Source organism: Bradyrhizobium sp. CB1015, from assembly GCF_025200925.1.
In the GTDB taxonomy this organism is placed as follows: domain Bacteria; phylum Pseudomonadota; class Alphaproteobacteria; order Rhizobiales; family Xanthobacteraceae; genus Bradyrhizobium.
The window spans coordinates 1804822-1821347 of sequence record NZ_CP104174.1; the positions used below are offsets into that span (position 1 = coordinate 1804822).

Below are 16526 nucleotides of genomic sequence, written 5' to 3' on the forward strand. Positions count from 1 at the left end.
GTCAGTTGAGCCAGGGCGGGGTCAGGATGTCGTGTCGGCGGCAGCGTGAAGCGATCTCGCGCACGAAATCCTCCACCGCTGCCTTGGCTGCGCGCAGATAATCGGGCGCGTACGGTGAATAGATCAGGGTCGTTTCGGGCGAGTCGGCGGGCTTGATGTGGCCCAGCCACTGCCCGATTTCGGCACGGTCGACGCCCTTCTGCAGCATATAGCGGGCGACGGAATGCCTGATTGAGTAGGTGTTTTCGCCGCCGGGGAGACCTGCACGCTTGCATGCAGCACCGAAGCCGGTGTCGATTTCTTCGACCGCGACTCCGCGCCATACGACCAACGGGCCGGGCGGCAAGTTGATCGTCCACGGCATGAGCGTATTGGTGATTGGCAAGTCAGGGCGGTACTTGTCAGTCTGGATACGGCCCTTCGCATTCAGGTGAATAATATTACAGGTGCCATCGATCTGATCAGCTTGCGCTTCGAGGATTGCGCCAATGCGGCTTGCCGTATTGAGGAGGAAAACGTTGGCCACAAGGAGGTGCAGATAGTCCAATTGATCAATTGCCGCAGCGATCTCAGGCGCCGTCATGACGCGGCCCTTCGCCGGCGCCGAACGGGCGTCATTCTTGCTCATGATATAGGGGATATGCGGAACGCTCTCTTCGGCCAGCCGGCGCTCTCCGACCGCTATCTTGCACGCGCTCCGCAAAACGGTGAGGGTCCGAGCCACCGTTGAAAGGGCAAGACCTTCTGCTTCTGCAGCCTTACGAAAGTCGTCGAAATCGCTTTTGACCATGGTCGACAAGATCGAAGTGCCGATGAGGCGATTGATGCGTTCAATAGCGATGTTGGTGAATTCCGCCGACTTGAGCTCGGCAGCGTGCGGCTTGTAGAGCTCAAGGACCTCAGCGACCGTCTGAATCGGCTTTTGAACCAGCGCGTCGCCGGGGTCGCCCGCGATACCGCGGGCGACAAGGCTTTTCACTTGGGCGATCGCATTCTCTAGATCGCTCGTGCGCAACGAGCGGTACACCATCTGCTGCGTTTCGCGGACGTAGGTCGCGACGTAGTAATTCGGGCTGTTGCTTGCCTTGCACAGCTCGAACTCACCGATCGAATGGACGCTCGTGTACCGCATCAGACACCAGCGCCGGCCGCGAACTCGCGCACCGCTTGGGCCGAAAAATACAAGACCCGGAAGCCGTCGATCGTGCGCAGGCGACCGCTCCGGGCTAACTTTCGCACGGCGCCCTTGCTAAGGCCGAGGACCGCCGCAACCTCCTTGGTCGAGAGCAACAGATAGGGGCTGCAATTATTGAGGTCGATCATGATAGGCCGGACTCCTTTGTTTACCATATCTATGGCTTTTCTAATCGCTCATCGACTAGCGCCGGCTCCGAACGTCACGCGAGCCATGGCAACGGTCAATGACGCAGTCGTACAAGAGGCGGGAAAACCTGTAGAGAGACGGGATTCCCAGCAAAATTTCCAGTTCTGCCCGGAGCCGGATCCGGTGGACGGTGGCGGACGAAAAGAGGCGCAGCACATAACCGGGAGGCATCCGGCGGTGGCGGCGATAGTAGGCCAGCGTGAAGGCTGCCGCCTGGACGGCAAGGAGCCGCCGCAGGCGTACCAAGTAGTTTACGCGTTCGTTGAGCCTACGCGGTGACGGGTACACGGGCGGCTCCGAGCAACTTGCGCAGCTCTCCGCCGACCCGCTGCCACCAAACCGCGATCTCGGTGGCGCAGGCCGTGGCCTGGAAGATGTGGACACCGAGACGCGCAGCGAGCTCATCGAAGTTCATCAGCAGCGCCTGCGTCGGGTCGAGGCCGGCGTCGGCACACACCTGCAGGGCCCTGCCAGCGGCGAGCGGGATGCGCAGGACCGGGACCTCTCCCGCCGCGGCGAGCAAGCGGTCGAAATGGCCGCGCTGCTCGCTGTTGACCGGCCAGTCGAACGGTCCCGCACGGCCGGAGAGAGCCAAGGCGCGGGGCAGGTGGGGAGCAACCTTCTGAAGGCTGTGGAGGTGCTTTTCAGCCTGGGCCATGTGCTCGCTGGAATTGGTGGTCATGACGATCGACAGCGCCTTCACCTGCATGGCGGCGAGCGTGGCGTCGAAGTTGGTGGCGGCCAGAACCTCCAAACGATGGCCCGCCGTGCCGCCCGCCCAATCGACGACGACGCCGGCGCCACTCTTGCGGGCCTCTATGACCGCCTCAAACAGCGGGGAAAGCACGCCGACCAGGCCTCCGTTGCGGATTCCGGCGGAGGCAAACTCCTCAAGATTGATGAAAATATCGCCCGTCTCCACCGCGCCTCGGCGGCGGCTGCTCTCGATCTGGACCCTGATGACCTTTCGTCCCACCTCGCCGAAGAAGTGTGCAACGCGGCCGGCCAAAACCGTCTTGCCGATCGAGGTGCCGTCCGCCGTGATCTCCACGAGGTCCGGAAAATCGGTCGTCTTAGCTGTCTTCATCGTTTTCGCTCCTTATCTTGTGTAGAAGTGCCGCGGTGCGGCGCGCGTGTGCCGGAAGGACGAAACCTGCCGGTCCGTTCGGGGAAGTCCGAACAGAACTGAGGCCGGGCATAGGGGCCGGCGGGTGTTGAACGGGCGGGCGTCGGGGCAGGCCGCCAGATGAGCGGGTTTCCTCCCCACTCTGCAGGGCATTGCAGGCCGGTGCAGGGCTCGGCAGGGGCATGCAGGGACCGGCCGACGTCGTGGTGCGGCGGCCGGCGCGTTCGCGCGCACGGCTCAGGGCGCTGGTAACCGTCCCCTCCGGCAGGACCATGCCGTCCTTGCGCGTCACGCCGGCGGCAGCCAGCACCTCGCCGATATCGGCTGCCGTCGCGCCATTGGCGGCCAATCGCTCGAACAGCTGCAGGTTTTGATCGAAAACGTCCTGAAAGCGGATGCGGCCGAACATGTTTTTGGCGCGCCGCCCAAGCGTGATGAGCTCCTCACGGAGCTCGGGCGGCAGGCGATTAAACAAGGCTTTCCGGTGCGCCGTGGATGTCTCGGTGCTCATGCGGGCACCCGCAGGGAAGCGCAGCCGTTTCCACGAACCTTCCAGGAAAGGGCCAAAAGCCGCGGAAACGAGGCTTCACCGAACGTAACGAGCTGGAGCGAATGTGAACCAAAATCAAGGAGATACGCCGGCGAGCCCTTCCTTGACATGGTAGGGGTCACAGGTTCGATCCCTGTCGTGCCCACCATCCTTCGCTCGCGATAGCAGAGTGAAGGATGCCGCGCCGAAGCCCAAAGGGCGCAGGCGGGCTGCCGCCGCGAGCTTCGGTTCGGCAAGCCGAGAATCTCATTGCGAAGCGTGTCCGGCGTAGCTCGAAGAGCGAAGACGGATTGGTGCCGCCTACTCGGTTATCATTGGAACATCCGTAGCCTGGATGGAGCGCAGCGCAATCCAGGGGTGGTATCCCCTCGGGCACCGCCCCGGATTACGCGTACGCTCCATCCGCGCTACCATGACGTCTCCGCTGCGAGGCCGCCCATGACCGTGTCCGTCATCGAACAGGCAAAGATCCAGGCGCAGGTGCTGGTGCCGCTGGTCAAGGCATTGCAGGCCGAGCTCGGCGCGGCGCGCGCCAACGCGCTGGTGCGCAAGGCGCTCGGCGATCTCTATCGCCGCTTCGGCGAGGAGTTCTGGAAGGCCAAGAACGAGAGCGATCTCGGCAAGGCCGTGTCGTCGGCCTTCCGCACCTATGCCCGCGACGATGCGCTCGCCTATGACGTCGTGGAGCAGACGCATGACGCGTTCGCTTTCGACGTGACGCGCTGCGCCTATGCCGAGTTCTACAAGGCCCTCGGCGAGCCGGAGCTCGGTTTCCTCCTGATCTGCACCGCGGACTTTGCCACCGCGGAAGGTTTTGGTCCCGACATCAAGCTCACGCGCACGCAGACGATCATGCAAGGCGCCTCCCATTGCGACTTCCGTTACAAACGCGATGGAGGTGGTTCACAGTGAGACGAACGATGCGGACGATCTGTCTCACCATCGCGATGCTGGCGCTGATGGCGCTGCGCGCGGACGCAGCGATCGTCGACTGGCAGGCCGAGCTCCAGCGCTGCCGCAGCTTGCGCCAGAACGTGGCGCCGCTGCTTCAGGCCGGCGAGGGGATCTCCGCCGTCGGCCGCTCCAGCAAATCCGTCCGCCGCTGCATCTGGATCCAACGGATGGCGGTGCGGAAGAAAATTCCCGGCGCGGAGGTGTGGTAGCGTTGGGGTCATGCCGTCGCCCCACCTTCCGTCATTGCGAGCGCAGCGAAGTAATCAAGACTCTTACCCGCGGAAAGATTCTGGATTGCTTGTGCGCCAGGAGAAGCTGGCGCGATCCAGCCGGTGGAAGACCGGTCCGGGTAGGCCGTAGCGGGCGCCCGGTAGCGAGTGTTGCGTGGTCGCCGGTGACGGCGGCTGCGAAGCGTACACAGCGATCCTGTGGGGTGGGCTATTGAGCCGCGAAAGACAGAAACTCGCAGAGGCCGAGACGGTAAGCAACGTCGAAGGCAACATGTGCGGTCCCGCTATGCGAGGGACTGACGCTCTGCCGTGGTCGAAGACCCCATCACGCAGGAAGGGATCGTGTCGGAACCTGGGAGGTCCCGCATCTGGCCGATGGCAACAAGCCTCCAAGGTCCGCATCGGGAAGGCGAGGAGCCGAAGCCGATGATGAACAGGTGCGGGAAGTCGGATGCGGCCGTAGTAGCTGGGAAGCCGGCGAACGAAGCGGAGCGATCCGCGGAGGAGCAGGTGGAGCAAAGGGCCGTGACCGAGGGGAATGCGGACCAGCAAAGCACGTCCCGGACGCCGAGCCGGACAAGCGTGACACCTGCGCTGGAACGCATACGGCGAACGGCAAGGGAAAGGAAGAAGGAGAGGTTCACCGCGCTGCTCCACCACATCAATCCCGACCTGCTCGCGGCGGAGTTCTTCGCGCTGAAGAAGCATGCCGCGGCGGGCGCGGACGGGGTGACGTGGCGGGACTATGAGCAAAACCTCAAGGCCAATCTCGAGGACCTGCATGCTCGTATCCACCGGGGCGCGTATCGACCACAGCCGTCGCGGCGGGTCTATATCCCGAAGCCGGACGGACGGCAGCGACCCCTGGCGATTGCGGCCCTTGAGGACAAGATCGTCCAGCGGGCAACGGCCGCTGTGCTCAACGCGATCTATGAGGAAGACTTCCTCGGGTTCTCGTACGGGTTCCGGCCCGGGCGCAGCACGCACGATGCGATGAATGCGCTCATGGTCGGAATCGAGCGCAGAAAGGTGAACTTCATTGTCGACGCCGACATCCGGGCGTTCTTCGACACGGTGGACCAGGAATGGCTGATCCGCTTCGTAGAGCATCGGATCGGCGACCAGCGCATCATCCGCCTGATCCGCAAATGGCTCAAGGCGGGTGTCCTCGAAGAAGGGACGGTCAGGGTCAGCGAGCAGGGGACAGCGCAAGGGGCGGTGATCTCGCCGCTGCTTGCCAACATCTACCTGCACTATGCCCTTGATCTGTGGGCCGAACGCTTCCGACGGCGCGAGGCCACGGGTGACATGATCATCGTGCGATACGCCGACGACTTCATTGTCGGCTTTGAGCATGAGGATGAGGCCCGGCACTTCCTCGAAGAACTGCGCATACGGCTTAAGGAGTTCGCGCTGTCACTGCATCCCGAGAAGACCCGGCTGATCGAGTTCGGACGCCATGCGGAGGACAACCGCCGGCGTCGCGGGCTCGGCAAGCCGGAGACCTTCAGCTTCCTCGGCTTCACCTTCATCTGCGGCCGATCCAGGCAAGGCAAGTTCCAGATCAGGCGCAAGTCTCGCAAGGATCGCATGCGGGCGAAGCTGCAAGCCGTGAAGCAGGGGCTGCAACGGCGCATGCACCAGTCGGTGCTCGAACAGGGCAAATGGCTGCGGCAGGTCGTCACCGGGTACTTCAATTACCATGCGGTGCCGACCAACAGCCGAGCGCTTGCCGCCTTCCGCTACTTCGTCATCGAACACTGGAGGCGAATGCTTCGGCGCCGCAGCCAGACCGACGGCACGACGTGGCAGCGGGTTGCGCGGCTTGCCTCCGACTTGCTCCCCAAGCCACAAATCCTCCATCCTTGGCCCCGAACACGCTTCGCCGTCACTCACCCGAGGTGGGAGCCGTATGCGGGAAAGCCGCACGTACGGATCTGTGCGGGGGGCGCTCAGCAATGAGCGTCCCTACCGCGACCGCTGCGCTCGCAATGACGATGTTGATGCAGCCGGCACATATATACGGACCGTCACCCTGAGGTGGCCGCTGCTTCAGCCGCCCTCGAAGGGCGACGGCCCCGCTGCATCCGGGCCGTTCATCCTTCGACGCTCCCGGCGCGATGCTTCGCATCGCGCCACTCGCGCCTCAGAATGACGGGACCGTCACTCGCGATCACTGCACCAGATATTTCCTGACCGCCGCCTCGTCCCACGCGATCCCGTTGCCGGGCTCCTCGCTCGGCAGCGCAAAGCCGTCCTTGATCTGCAGCCGGCTCGCCAGCACCGCGTCGGCCCAGTCGACATATTCCAGCCAATGCGCGGTCGGCGTCACGCAGAGCAGATGCGCGCTGATTTCCGAGAACAGATGCGTCGACATCTCGATGCCGGCGGCATGGGCGAGCGAAGCGGCCCGCAGCCAGCCGGTGACGCCGCCGATGCGCTGGACATCGGGCATTACGTAGTCGCAGGCCTCCGCGGCGAGGGCGCTCTGCATGGAAAACGCGCTGTCGAAGTTCTCGCCGATCTGGACCGGCGTCTGCAGCGCGTCGGCAATGCGGGCGCAGCCGGCATGATCGTCGTGGCGGATCGGCTCCTCGATCCAGGCAAGGCCCTCGTCGTCGAGCATCTCGCCGCGGCGGATTGCTTCGGTGACCGTGAGGGCCTGGTTGTAGTCGCACATCAGCGTGACGTCGTCGCCGACGGCCTTGCGCACCGCGCGCACCACGGCGAGGTCCTCCCGGGCATCGCTCCGGCCGACGCGGATTTTTGCGGCGTGAAAACCTTCGGCCAGCAGCTTGTGCGCTTCCTCCACCGCGGCGCCCGCCGGCATGATACCGAGACCCTTCGAATTGTAGGCGCGCACCGGCTTCGGCGCGCCGCCGAGCAGGTGCGCCAGCGGCAGGCCGCGTGTGCGCGCCAGCGCGTCCCATGCCGCCATGTCGATGCCGGATTGCGCCAGCCGCTGCAGGCCGGCGAGGCCCAGCAACGTGAAACGCTGGCTCAGCTTGCGCTCGATCTCGAACGGCAACAGCTCGTCGCCGGCGACGAGGTCTGACATTTCCGCGACCATCGCCGCCAGCGGCTTCAGGGCCGACGGCGTGATCGAGAACAGATAGGCATGGCCTATAGCGCCGTGGTCGGTCTCGCAGTCGATCAGCACCAGCGGCGCCTTGGCAACCGCCCCGGTCGAGGTCTGGAGCGGCAGGTTCATCGGCACGATCACGGGGCGTGCGACAAAGCGCTTGATGCGGATGGTCTCGGTCATGGCTCTCTCCCGGCGGAGCGGATGCAGGTCGCGCCGATCTTAAGCATCCGTGATCAAACGAAAAGGCTCCTCTCCCGACCCACCATAAAATGGGTTGCGTGAGCCCGTAATTCTTGGCTCTGTGCCGCCGCATTCCTTGCCGCAGATTCCGAGGGGTTTGCGACAAAATCGCACACAACGGAGCCACGACGTGAAACAACAGATCTCCGAAGAACAGCGCAAGAGTGGCGTCCTCACGGGTGCCGCGATCGCCTTCCTCCTGCTCGCTCTGCCGCTCGCGGTGTGGTTGGACCTGACCGAGCTCAGCAAGACGGCGCTGCGGCGCCAGGCGATCGATCTCAATTCGGTGATCACGAGCGTGCGCAGCTACTACGCCTCCAACGTGGTCGGCCGCGTGCTGGCCAATCCGAATGGCACGACCAGGGTCGTTCACAATTACGAATCCGTTCCCGGCGCGATCCCGATCCCCGCGACGCTGTCGCTGGAACTCGGCCGAGTGATCGGCGCCCAGCAGGAGAACATCACCTACCGGTTCGTCTCGGACTTCCCGTTCCAGAACCGCGCCCCGCACCAGCTCGACAAGTTCGAGAAGGACGCGCTCGATGCGCTGCGCCGGGATCCCGAGCAGAAGATCGTCGAGACCGAGACCTCGCTGTTCAACGACAAGGTCCGTCTCGTCGCTCCCGTCACGATGGGGCCGGCCTGCGTCAGCTGTCACAACAGCCATCCCGAGAGCCCGAAGAAGGATTGGAAGGTGGGGGATGTCCGCGGCATCCAGGAGGTCATCATCTCCCAGCCGATCGCCGCCAACATCTTCTCGTTCAAGTTCCTGCTGGCCTATTTCCTGATCGCAGCCGGCAGCGGACTGTCGTTCCTCTCGCTGCAGCGCCGCCAGGCGCGCCGCATCAAGACCATGAACAAGGAGCTCGAATCCGCCAACGACTTCCTCGCTTCGCTGTCGATGAAGATCTCGCGCTACATCCCGCCGCAGGTCTACAAGAGCATCTTCTCGGGCCAGAAGGACGTCACCATCCACACCGAGCGCAAGAAGCTCACCATCTTCTTCTCCGACATCCAGAACTTCACCGCCACGGCCGAGCGGCTGCAGCCGGAGCAGTTGACCCAGCTCCTCAACGAATATTTCACCGAGATGTCGGCGATCGCCCACGAATATGGCGGCACCATCGACAAGTTCATCGGCGATGCCATGCTGATCTTCTTCGGCGACCCCGAGACCAAAGGCGACCGCGCCGATGCGCAGGCCTGCCTGCAGATGGCCTGGCGCATGCAGCAGCGCCTTGCCGAGCTGAACGCGAAATGGCGCGCCTCCGGCATCGAGCAGCCGTTCCGCTCGCGCATGGGCATCAACTCGGGCTATTGCAATGTCGGCAATTTCGGCAGCACCGACCGCATGGACTACACCATCATCGGTGCGGAGGCGAACCTCGCCGCGCGTCTGCAATCGATCGCCGAGCCCGGCGGCATCGTGCTGAGCTACGAGACTTTCGCCCTCGTCAGCGACATCGTTCGCGCCCACGCGCTGCCGGCGATCACGATGAAGGGCATCAGCCGCGAGGTCATTCCCTATTCGGTCGACGCGCTGAACTACACTGCCGCGGAGAGCAGCGGCATCATCACCGAGCGCGCACCGGGGCTCGAGCTGTATCTCGACCCCGCCGTGGTGAAATCGGGCGACGCCGCGCGCGTCCGCTCGCTGCTGGAGAACGCGCTGGCCTCGCTGAAGCCGGCGTGAGGCTTTCTTACCCTCCCCTGGAGGGGTAGGGCTATCGCATTTGAGAGCTTTTCCCTGCAGCCATCCTTCGAGACGCCCGCTTTGGGCGGGCTCCTCAGGATGAGGGCGGAGTGCGCGGCAGCAGTTTCAACGAGCACTGACGCTGATTAGCCTCATCCTGAGGAGGCGCGTAAGCGCCGTCTCGAAGGACGAGGCGTGCGCGCAGGCCGCCGCCACAAGTCATATGCGATAGCCCTGCCTGGAGGGGGAGGGTCGATCGCGCGCAGCGCGAGCGGGGGTGGTGTGATCTCTCAACACGGGCGGTGTCGGATGTGGAGAGACCGTCACCCCACCCCGTCTCACATTTCGCTACGCTTCATGTGAGCCGACCCTCCCCCTCCAGGGGAGGGTAAGAGACCTCACCGCGCCGCGCCTTCCGTGAACGCCGTCTCGATCACATCCCCGAACGGCTGCCACGACCGCCCGTCGAACTGCACCAGCCGCATCTGCCTGATCGGCAGATAATTGTTCGGCGAGGTGCTCATCCTGATATTGGGCAACGCCACGGAGGGATTGACGTCCCTGAGCGAGGCCGCCTGGCGCATGATGTTGTCGCGCGAGAAGTCGTCGCCGCATTGCTTCAGCACCTGTGTCAGCGCCTCGGCCGCGGCGTAGCCATAGACGGCCGCACTGTTGTTGGTGCTTTCGACCTGGTGGTACTTGTCCATGAAGGCGAACCAGTCCTTCATGGCGGGATCCTCCTTCCAGGCCGGATCGCTCGGATCCTTCAGGAAGGCCGCCGAGATCACGCCGGCGGAATTCTCCAGCCCCGCGGGCGCCATCGCATTGGCGATCGAGGCGGAGGCATCGTTGACGATGAAGACCGGGCGCCAATTCAGGGACGCTGCCAGCTTGATCACCTTGGATGCGGTCGAGGGCACGCCGAGGAAGACGAAGATATCGGCGCCGGCGCGCTTGAGGATCGAGATGTGCCCGTCGAGATGCTCGTCGGCAAGGTCGAAGGCGATGTCGACGAGGACGTGACGGTTGAGATCGCCAAGACCCTCCTGAATCCCCTTGTACAGCATGCGTCCGAACTGGTCGTTCTGCCAAAGCACCACGATCTTCTTTCTGGGATAATAGGCCTGGATGTAGTTGGCGTAGATGCGCCCTTCCGACCTGAACGACGGCTGCCAGCCCATGGTCCAGGGAAACGCGCTTGGCTGGCTCAGCTCCTCGTCGCCGGAGGCGACGAACAGCTGCGGGATCTTCTTCTCGTTCAGATACCTGCGCGTGGCGAGATTGCCGGGCGTGCCGAACGAGCCGAACATCAGGTGCACGCCGTCCGTCTCGACCAACTTGCGCGTCAGCTCCAGCGCTGTCCCCGGATCGGAATTGTCGTCGCGGGTGATGAACCGGATCTTGCGGCCATTGATCCCGCCGCGCGCGTTGACCATGTCGAAATAGGCCGCTTCCGCCTGGCCGATCGCGCCGAACTCCGAGAGCGGCCCCGAATACGGCATGACATTGCCGATGCGGATTTCCTGGTCGCTTGCGGGTTGATCCGAGTGCTGCTGCTGCGACATCGCGCCCAGCGATGCGACGGCAATCGCGGAAGCGAACAGCATCCTGCCGATGACGCGCATGTTCGATGCCTTGTGGTTGGCCCCCAACGAGGTCGGCTCAATCCTCACCAAGGCTGCTTGATCTAGGTCAAGCGTTTGGCAAAGCTGTGGCTTGATGGCCCGCGTCAACGCGGCGCAGCCGGCGTTGCGAAGAGGCAGGCGTACTGACGTGCCGCTATGGCGGGGCCGCGGGGCGCCTCTACGGTGGTTTCACGACGTAGTCCGTCGCGGGGATTTGGACTTTCGGAGTTCGATCGACGGCGCGGCGGACTTACGCGCTCCCCATCCTCAAATGCCTCGAGGCGACAGGCTGATCGCTGCGCATCATCGGCAACATCCTCGGCGCTTCGCAAAACATGCTGCTTCGGCGTCGCGTGCCGAACCGGCCGCGAAACCAGGTGTCGCAATGCGCTATGGCTCGCACCGGAGGAAGGATTGATCTCGATCAACGACAGAGTGGAACGTTGGGAGCTCCATTCTGCGCCTGGAAATTCCTCGTCGCTTTCTCGAACCGGTGGAGAATGACGACCCGGCGTTGGATCAAACGGAGGAGTACTGGTCATGAACAAAATGCTCGTTGCAGTTTTTGACACTGAGGCCGCAGCATTCGAGGGACTGAGTGCGCTGAAAGACCTGCACCGCGGCGGCGACATCACGCTCTATTCCTCGGCCGTCATCGCGAAAGACAAGAATGGAACGGTGGAACTCAGGCAGGAAGCCGATCCTGGACCGGTAGGCACCGCGCTCGGGCTGCTCACCGGCAGCATGATCGGCATCCTTGGAGGGCCAGCAGGCCTGGCTATCGGCGCCTCGATCGGTGGACTGGCCGGGCTTGTCTTCGACGTGAACAAGAGCGGGGTCGACGTCACCTTCCTGGACGACGTATCGAAGGCCCTGACTGGCGGCAAGTTCGCCGTTCTGGCGGAGATTGAAGAGAGCTGGACGACGCCGATCGACATCCGCTTGCACAAGCTTGATGGGATCGTTTTCAGGCGCCTGCGGGGCGAAGTCGTCGCTGATCAACTCATGCGAGAGAGTGCGGCTTTTGAAGCGGATCTGAAAGCCCTCAATGACGAGCTCAAGCAGGCCGCCGCCGAGAACCGCGCCGCGATCCAAAAGGACGTGGAGGCCGTGAAGAAGCAGATCAAGGTGATGCAGGACGAGGCCAAGGCAAGGCTCGATCAGGCCAAGGCGGAAACCGACGCCAAAGTGAAGGCGTTGCAGGATCAGGCGAAGGCCGCAACCGGGATGGCCAAGGCACGAATCGAAAAGCGCATCGCTCTCGCCAAGGTGGACTTCGAGACTCGATCCAAGAAGCTGAGCCAAGCCTGGACACTGACCAAGGAGGCGCTTGCCGCATAGGCCGGTGGATTACGGTGCTCGATTGCAGGAGGTTCCTGCCTTCGAGCACCCTACTATGGCAGCCCCCGCGCCTCGAGCTGGTGCACGAGCAGCAGCGTCGGCTCCGCGAGACTGTCTCCGGAGCCGTCGAGGCCGAAGGCGCTCGCGATGCCGTCGCGGCTGCGCAGCAGCGTGCTGCGCGGGCAATGGCCGGCGCCGCACAGCGTCTTCTTCAAGGTCTCGCCCTGCGCCACGAGGCCCGCGGAATCGTCCGCGGCCCAGGCCAGCACGATCGGCACGTCGACATTGAGGATGCCGGGGAACACCGAGCGCTTGTCGTACTGGGCGGCATCACCGCCGAGATAGGCCTTCTCGCTATCGCTGGCGTCCTTGCCGACGCGGTAGATCCCGGACACCAGCACGACACCCGCGACATCGGCGCGGTCGGTCTGGAGCTCCGGATGCGCCAGCAGGGTGGCGACGTGGAAGGCACCGGCGCCATAGCCGACCGCGACGATTTCGCGGGCATCGCCGTTGAAGAGGTCGATATTGCCGTGGACCCAGGACAGCGCCGCGGCCACATCGGAGGCGCCGGCCGGCCAGGTCGCCGCGGGCGCCAGGCGATAATTGACCCGGACCCCGATCATGCCGTTGCGCGCGGCAAAGCACATCGCCTGGTCCTGGATCTGGCGCGATAGCTCCGGCGCTCCGCGGTCGCCGGTGAAGGTGTCACCCGCCACGAACAGCAGCACCGGCCGCGGCGTATCGGCCTTGGTCGCGCTGGTCGCGACATCGAGCACGTTGGCCTCGCTCTCGCCATAGCGCAGGCCGCGCGAGAAGGTCACCTGTTCGCACAGCCGCGCGGTGCCGCCGGCGGTGGTGTCGGAGTCGGTAAGGCCCACCTGCAGGAGATCGGCAGGCGGCGGCAGCCGGGCCGGCACGGGTCCGTGCGCGGAGGCCGCGGTCATGGTCAGAAACAGGAAAAATGTCAGATAATTCTTCATGGGCGTGGCGGCCTTGCGGGGCTCCTATTGGCTCGCTGATATGGCCTGTCTTTTCAATTCGCCTCATTAGTCAGCCGGCCTTGAGGCGAATTCGCGGCACCTTCGCCGGCAGGGCGCGCAGCCGCCGTTTTATCCCGATCCGTCAAGCCGTTGTCCGACGCCGCCGAGGCTCGTGCCTGAAACGGCCTTCTACTGTGCATGGGGTTGTTTTCGCAGTTTTTGTTTTGGACGACCCGTCAGGCCCGCTTCATCGTCCGAAAGGTGATGGAATAGCGCCGCGCCTCGACCGGCGGGATGCTGTGCTCCCATTGCGACCGCGCATCGCCGTCCATCATGTAGAGCGAGCGCGGCAGGGCCGCGAGCGTGTGGCGCTCCCAAGTCTTGCCCCTGCGACGGCGGAAGCGGAAGTTGCACGGCGAGCCCAGCGACAGGCCGAGCACCTTGTCGAAATGCGGCTTGTCGCGATGCCAGCCGATGCCGACGCCGACCTCGTATTCGGTGCACAGCACCTGCCGGACGCTGCCCTCCGGCAGCCCCGCCCAGGTCTCGACCTGGCGCGCGACCGGCCGCACCCAGTCCGGGATCGGATCGGCCTCGGCCAGAAGCTGCAGCGTGTAGTCATAGCGATAGCCGAACGACGCCACCCGGCGGTTGCCCTCGAAGGCGCCGAACTGAAAGCGCTGGAGCGGCAATGCTGCGATGCGGCCGATCAGATCCTGCTCGGCGGCACGATCGATAAAATCGTCCGCGTAGCGAAGGCCGGCCGGCCCTACCTGCGGGTCGGCGAACAAACCTAGCTGCGTCATGCCTCGCATTTCCGTGATGGAACCTCTTTGCGGCTGGTGCGACTTATCTATGACGCGGGAAGAAACGTGCGAGGCTGTCATGGCAGAGAAGCATACCGCCGATCCGGTTGAGATCATGCGGGCGACCGGTCATCCCGAGCTTGAATACGCCGCCGGCTGGACCATCGCCGGTCTCGTCACCATCGGCACCATCGTCGCCGCCTGGGTCTTTGCAATCTAGGCAACCGGAAACTGGAGCTCGAAGGCGGCCCCTTCGTCGGTCGGCTTCAGGCTGATCGAGCCGCCATGGCTCGCCATCACCGCGCGCGCGATCGCCAGCCCCATCCCGGTGCCGCCCTGGTCGCGGCGGGTGGTGAAGAACGCATCGAAGATCCTGTCGCGGTTCGGCGCCGAGATCGGCTCGCCGTCGTTACTGACCGTCACGAGCACGGTCGTCCGCTCGTCGACTGCCTCCAGCCTGATCGTCCCGGCCTTGTGCCGCACCGCGTTGTCGGCGATGTGCGACAGCACGATCAGCGCCTTCTCCGAGGACATGCCGATCGCCCGGTCGAGGTTGCCGCTGGCTTCGATCGAGCTTGCCGGAAACCGGTTCCTGAGATCGGCGATGACGGGCGCCAGCTCGGTGCGCTCGTTCTGCGGTAGGCTCTCGGCGCGGGCGAGCTCGCGCAGCCGCTGAGCCATCGCCTCCAGCCGCTGGGTATCCGACAGGATATTGGCGATGAACGTCTTCTGCTCGGCCGGCGTCAGGCCTTCGGCCTTGCCCTGAACCGAATCCTGCAACAGCTCGGCCGCGCCCTTGATCGAGGTCAGCGGTGATTTCAGCTCGTGGGTGAGATGGGCCGAGAAGGTTGCGATATAGTCGGAGCGCCGCGCCAGCTGCTCGGCCATGCCGAGAAAGCTGTGCGAGAGCTGGGCGAACTCGCGCGTGCCGTAATGCTTCAGCGGCTGGAACGCCTCGCGGTCGCCGCGGCCGATTCTGGCGGCGCGGTCGATCAGCTCGCGCATCGGCAGCGTGATGGTGCGCGAGAACACGAGGCCGATCGCGATCGTGCCGAGGATCACGGCGAGCCCCGCCAGCACGAACTTGGCCCGCTCCTGGTAGAGATGGTCAAAAATGTTGCTCGGCGTCCGTGTCGTGTAGATCACGCCCGCGACGCGGTTGTTGACGATCACGGGCATCGCCGAGAACACGTGCACGCCGAGGCCGCGGCTGAAGGAATAGATCGGCGGCGGCGGCTTGTCCGGCACGCGGTTGCGTAAAGTCGCGCGGTATTGCCCGTGCAGGGCGTCCGCGACTTCCTCGATATGGGCGAGCGACTGCCCGACCTCCTGCCGCCCGGCAATCACCACGCCTTGCGGATCGAGGATGCGAAAGCCGGCCAGCGTCACCTTCTGCGTCTCGCGGATGATCGGCGTCAGCCTGGCGCCGATCTCGACATAGGCTGCTTGCGCCGGCTTGGGCGCGGGCAATGCGTCGGGTCGCCGCCGCAAGAGGTCGTTCGCGGTGAGGTCGAGCGCCGGGCGGATCGGCGTGACCTGGTCGCCGGGATCGGGCAGCACGCCCGGCGGCACCTCGGCGCCGAGCACGAGGCCGCTGTCGAGCCGGGCCGCGACTTCCTGCGCATAGACCGTCGCCAGCACGCGGCTCTGCGCGATCAGCTCGGCCTGGGTCTGGCGGATCAGTTGGTTGTCGTAGAGACGAAAGAAGAACAGGCCGACCAGCGGCAATATGCCGACCGTCGCCAGCACCATGAAGATCACGAGGGTGAGCGACGGCCGCCATTTGTCGGGCGCAGCGCTCATGCCTCTTTCTCGCAGCGGCCGAGCTTGAAGCCGACCCCGTGGATGGTCTCGATCACGTTGTCGCAGGCAAGCGCCGCGAGCTTGGCGCGGATGTTGCGGATATGGCTGTCGATGGTGCGGTCGGAGACCTGGATGCTGAGCTGGTAGGCGGCGCGCATCAGCTGCTCGCGGTTGAACACCGATGTCGGCCGGGTCAGGAACGCGCGCAGGATGCCGAACTCGATCGCGGTCAGCTTCAGCGGCGTGCCGGCGAAGGTCGCGACATGCTGCTCGGGATCGATGAGGAGGCCGCCCTGCGTCAGCGCGGTAGGTCCGGCCTTGGCCTCGCCGTTGCGCGGGATGAGGCGGCGCAGAATGACGTTGACCCGCGCCACCAGCTCGCGCGGGCTGAACGGCTTCGTGACGTAGTCGTCGCCGCCGATCTCGAGGCCGAGGATGCGGTCGATCTCCTCGTCGCGCGCCGACAGAAACAGGATCGGCACGTCCGAGCCTTTGCGGATCTCGCGGCAGACGTCGAGGCCGTCGAACTCGGGCATGCCGATGTCGAGCACGATCAGATCGGGCTTGTCGGCGGCAAAGCGGAGAAGCGCCTCCTTGCCATCGCGGGCCTCGATCACGTCCATGCCGGCCTTCTTCAGGGCGACGCGGATGACCTCGCGGATATGGCCTTCGTCGTCGACGATGAGAATGCGATGCGCCAAGAAAC

General features: G+C 64.5%; 16 protein-coding genes. 6 read left to right on the top strand and 10 right to left on the bottom strand.

All coding sequences use genetic code 11. The annotated features are described in order from the left end of the window. Window position 1: 1 nt before the first annotated feature. From N2604_RS08055 to N2604_RS08070, 4 genes are all read right to left on the bottom strand, one after another. Window positions 2-1132 (bottom strand): hypothetical protein, encoded by a 1131-nt coding sequence (locus tag N2604_RS08055; protein ID WP_124163898.1) that lies wholly within the window; start codon window positions 1130-1132, stop codon window positions 2-4. Further along, window positions 1132-1323 carry a helix-turn-helix domain-containing protein gene (locus N2604_RS08060; protein WP_158626806.1) on the bottom strand — a complete coding sequence of 64 codons (192 nt, stop codon included), beginning with the start codon at window positions 1321-1323 and terminating at the stop codon, window positions 1132-1134. The genes N2604_RS08055 and N2604_RS08060 overlap by 1 nt, the downstream gene beginning before the upstream one ends. Before the next feature lie 329 nt (window positions 1324-1652). Further along, window positions 1653-2471, bottom strand: coding sequence for a hypothetical protein (locus tag N2604_RS08065; protein ID WP_124163900.1), 819 nt, complete (start codon window positions 2469-2471; stop codon window positions 1653-1655). Next, on the bottom strand, window positions 2458-3021 hold the full coding sequence (locus tag N2604_RS08070) for a hypothetical protein (protein WP_124163901.1): 564 nt from the start codon (window positions 3019-3021) through the stop codon (window positions 2458-2460). The genes N2604_RS08065 and N2604_RS08070 overlap by 14 nt, the downstream gene beginning before the upstream one ends. A 477-nt stretch (window positions 3022-3498) precedes the next feature. On the opposite strand from N2604_RS08070, the gene N2604_RS08075 reads away from it, so the two are divergent. From N2604_RS08075 to ltrA, 3 genes are all read left to right on the top strand, one after another. Continuing rightward, entirely contained in the window at window positions 3499-3972 is a 474-nt protein-coding gene (locus tag N2604_RS08075) for an L-2-amino-thiazoline-4-carboxylic acid hydrolase (protein WP_260374229.1), read from the top strand. A gap of 8 nt (window positions 3973-3980) precedes the next feature. Then, window positions 3981-4223, top strand: a complete 243-nt coding sequence (locus tag N2604_RS08080) for a hypothetical protein (RefSeq protein WP_260374230.1) — start codon at window positions 3981-3983, stop codon at window positions 4221-4223. 450 nt (window positions 4224-4673) lie between these two features. Next, window positions 4674-6206 carry a group II intron reverse transcriptase/maturase gene (ltrA, locus tag N2604_RS08085; protein WP_409241725.1) on the top strand — a complete coding sequence of 511 codons (1533 nt, stop codon included), beginning with the start codon at window positions 4674-4676 and terminating at the stop codon, window positions 6204-6206. A gap of 211 nt (window positions 6207-6417) precedes the next feature. On the opposite strand, the gene N2604_RS08090 is transcribed toward ltrA, so the two are convergent. Further along, complete coding sequence (locus N2604_RS08090; protein WP_260374231.1) at window positions 6418-7509, bottom strand: enolase C-terminal domain-like protein; 1092 nt, start codon at window positions 7507-7509, stop codon at window positions 6418-6420. Window positions 7510-7699: 190 nt separating this feature from the next. On the opposite strand from N2604_RS08090, the gene N2604_RS08095 reads away from it, so the two are divergent. Beyond that, on the top strand, window positions 7700-9262 hold the full coding sequence (locus tag N2604_RS08095) for an adenylate/guanylate cyclase domain-containing protein (protein ID WP_260374232.1): 1563 nt from the start codon (window positions 7700-7702) through the stop codon (window positions 9260-9262). Window positions 9263-9660: 398 nt separating this feature from the next. On the opposite strand, the gene N2604_RS08100 is transcribed toward N2604_RS08095, so the two are convergent. After that, window positions 9661-10887 (bottom strand): ABC transporter substrate-binding protein, encoded by a 1227-nt coding sequence (locus N2604_RS08100; RefSeq protein WP_260376182.1) that lies wholly within the window; start codon window positions 10885-10887, stop codon window positions 9661-9663. Window positions 10888-11427: 540 nt separating this feature from the next. On the opposite strand from N2604_RS08100, the gene N2604_RS08105 reads away from it, so the two are divergent. Next, window positions 11428-12228 carry a DUF1269 domain-containing protein gene (locus N2604_RS08105; RefSeq protein ID WP_260374233.1) on the top strand — a complete coding sequence of 267 codons (801 nt, stop codon included), beginning with the start codon at window positions 11428-11430 and terminating at the stop codon, window positions 12226-12228. Window positions 12229-12281: 53 nt separating this feature from the next. Here the strand turns inward: N2604_RS08105 and N2604_RS08110 are convergent, their stop codons facing one another. Together N2604_RS08110 and N2604_RS08115 are read right to left on the bottom strand one after the other, a co-directional pair. After that, window positions 12282-13211, bottom strand: coding sequence for an alpha/beta hydrolase (locus N2604_RS08110; RefSeq protein ID WP_260374234.1), 930 nt, complete (start codon window positions 13209-13211; stop codon window positions 12282-12284). Window positions 13212-13447: 236 nt separating this feature from the next. Continuing rightward, on the bottom strand, window positions 13448-14017 hold the full coding sequence (locus N2604_RS08115; protein WP_260374235.1) for an alpha-ketoglutarate-dependent dioxygenase AlkB: 570 nt from the start codon (window positions 14015-14017) through the stop codon (window positions 13448-13450). Window positions 14018-14096: 79 nt separating this feature from the next. Between N2604_RS08115 and N2604_RS08120 the strand changes: the two genes are divergently transcribed. Then, on the top strand, window positions 14097-14237 hold the full coding sequence (locus N2604_RS08120) for a hypothetical protein (protein ID WP_165935896.1): 141 nt from the start codon (window positions 14097-14099) through the stop codon (window positions 14235-14237). Here N2604_RS08120 and N2604_RS08125 read toward each other — a convergent pair. Further along, window positions 14234-15820: an ATP-binding protein gene (locus tag N2604_RS08125; protein ID WP_260374237.1), complete on the bottom strand. Its 1587-nt coding sequence runs from the start codon at window positions 15818-15820 to the stop codon at window positions 14234-14236. The genes N2604_RS08120 and N2604_RS08125 overlap by 4 nt on opposite strands. Further along, entirely contained in the window at window positions 15817-16521 is a 705-nt protein-coding gene (locus tag N2604_RS08130) for a response regulator transcription factor (protein ID WP_260374238.1), read from the bottom strand. The genes N2604_RS08125 and N2604_RS08130 overlap by 4 nt, the downstream gene beginning before the upstream one ends. Window positions 16522-16526: the final 5 nt, after the last annotated feature.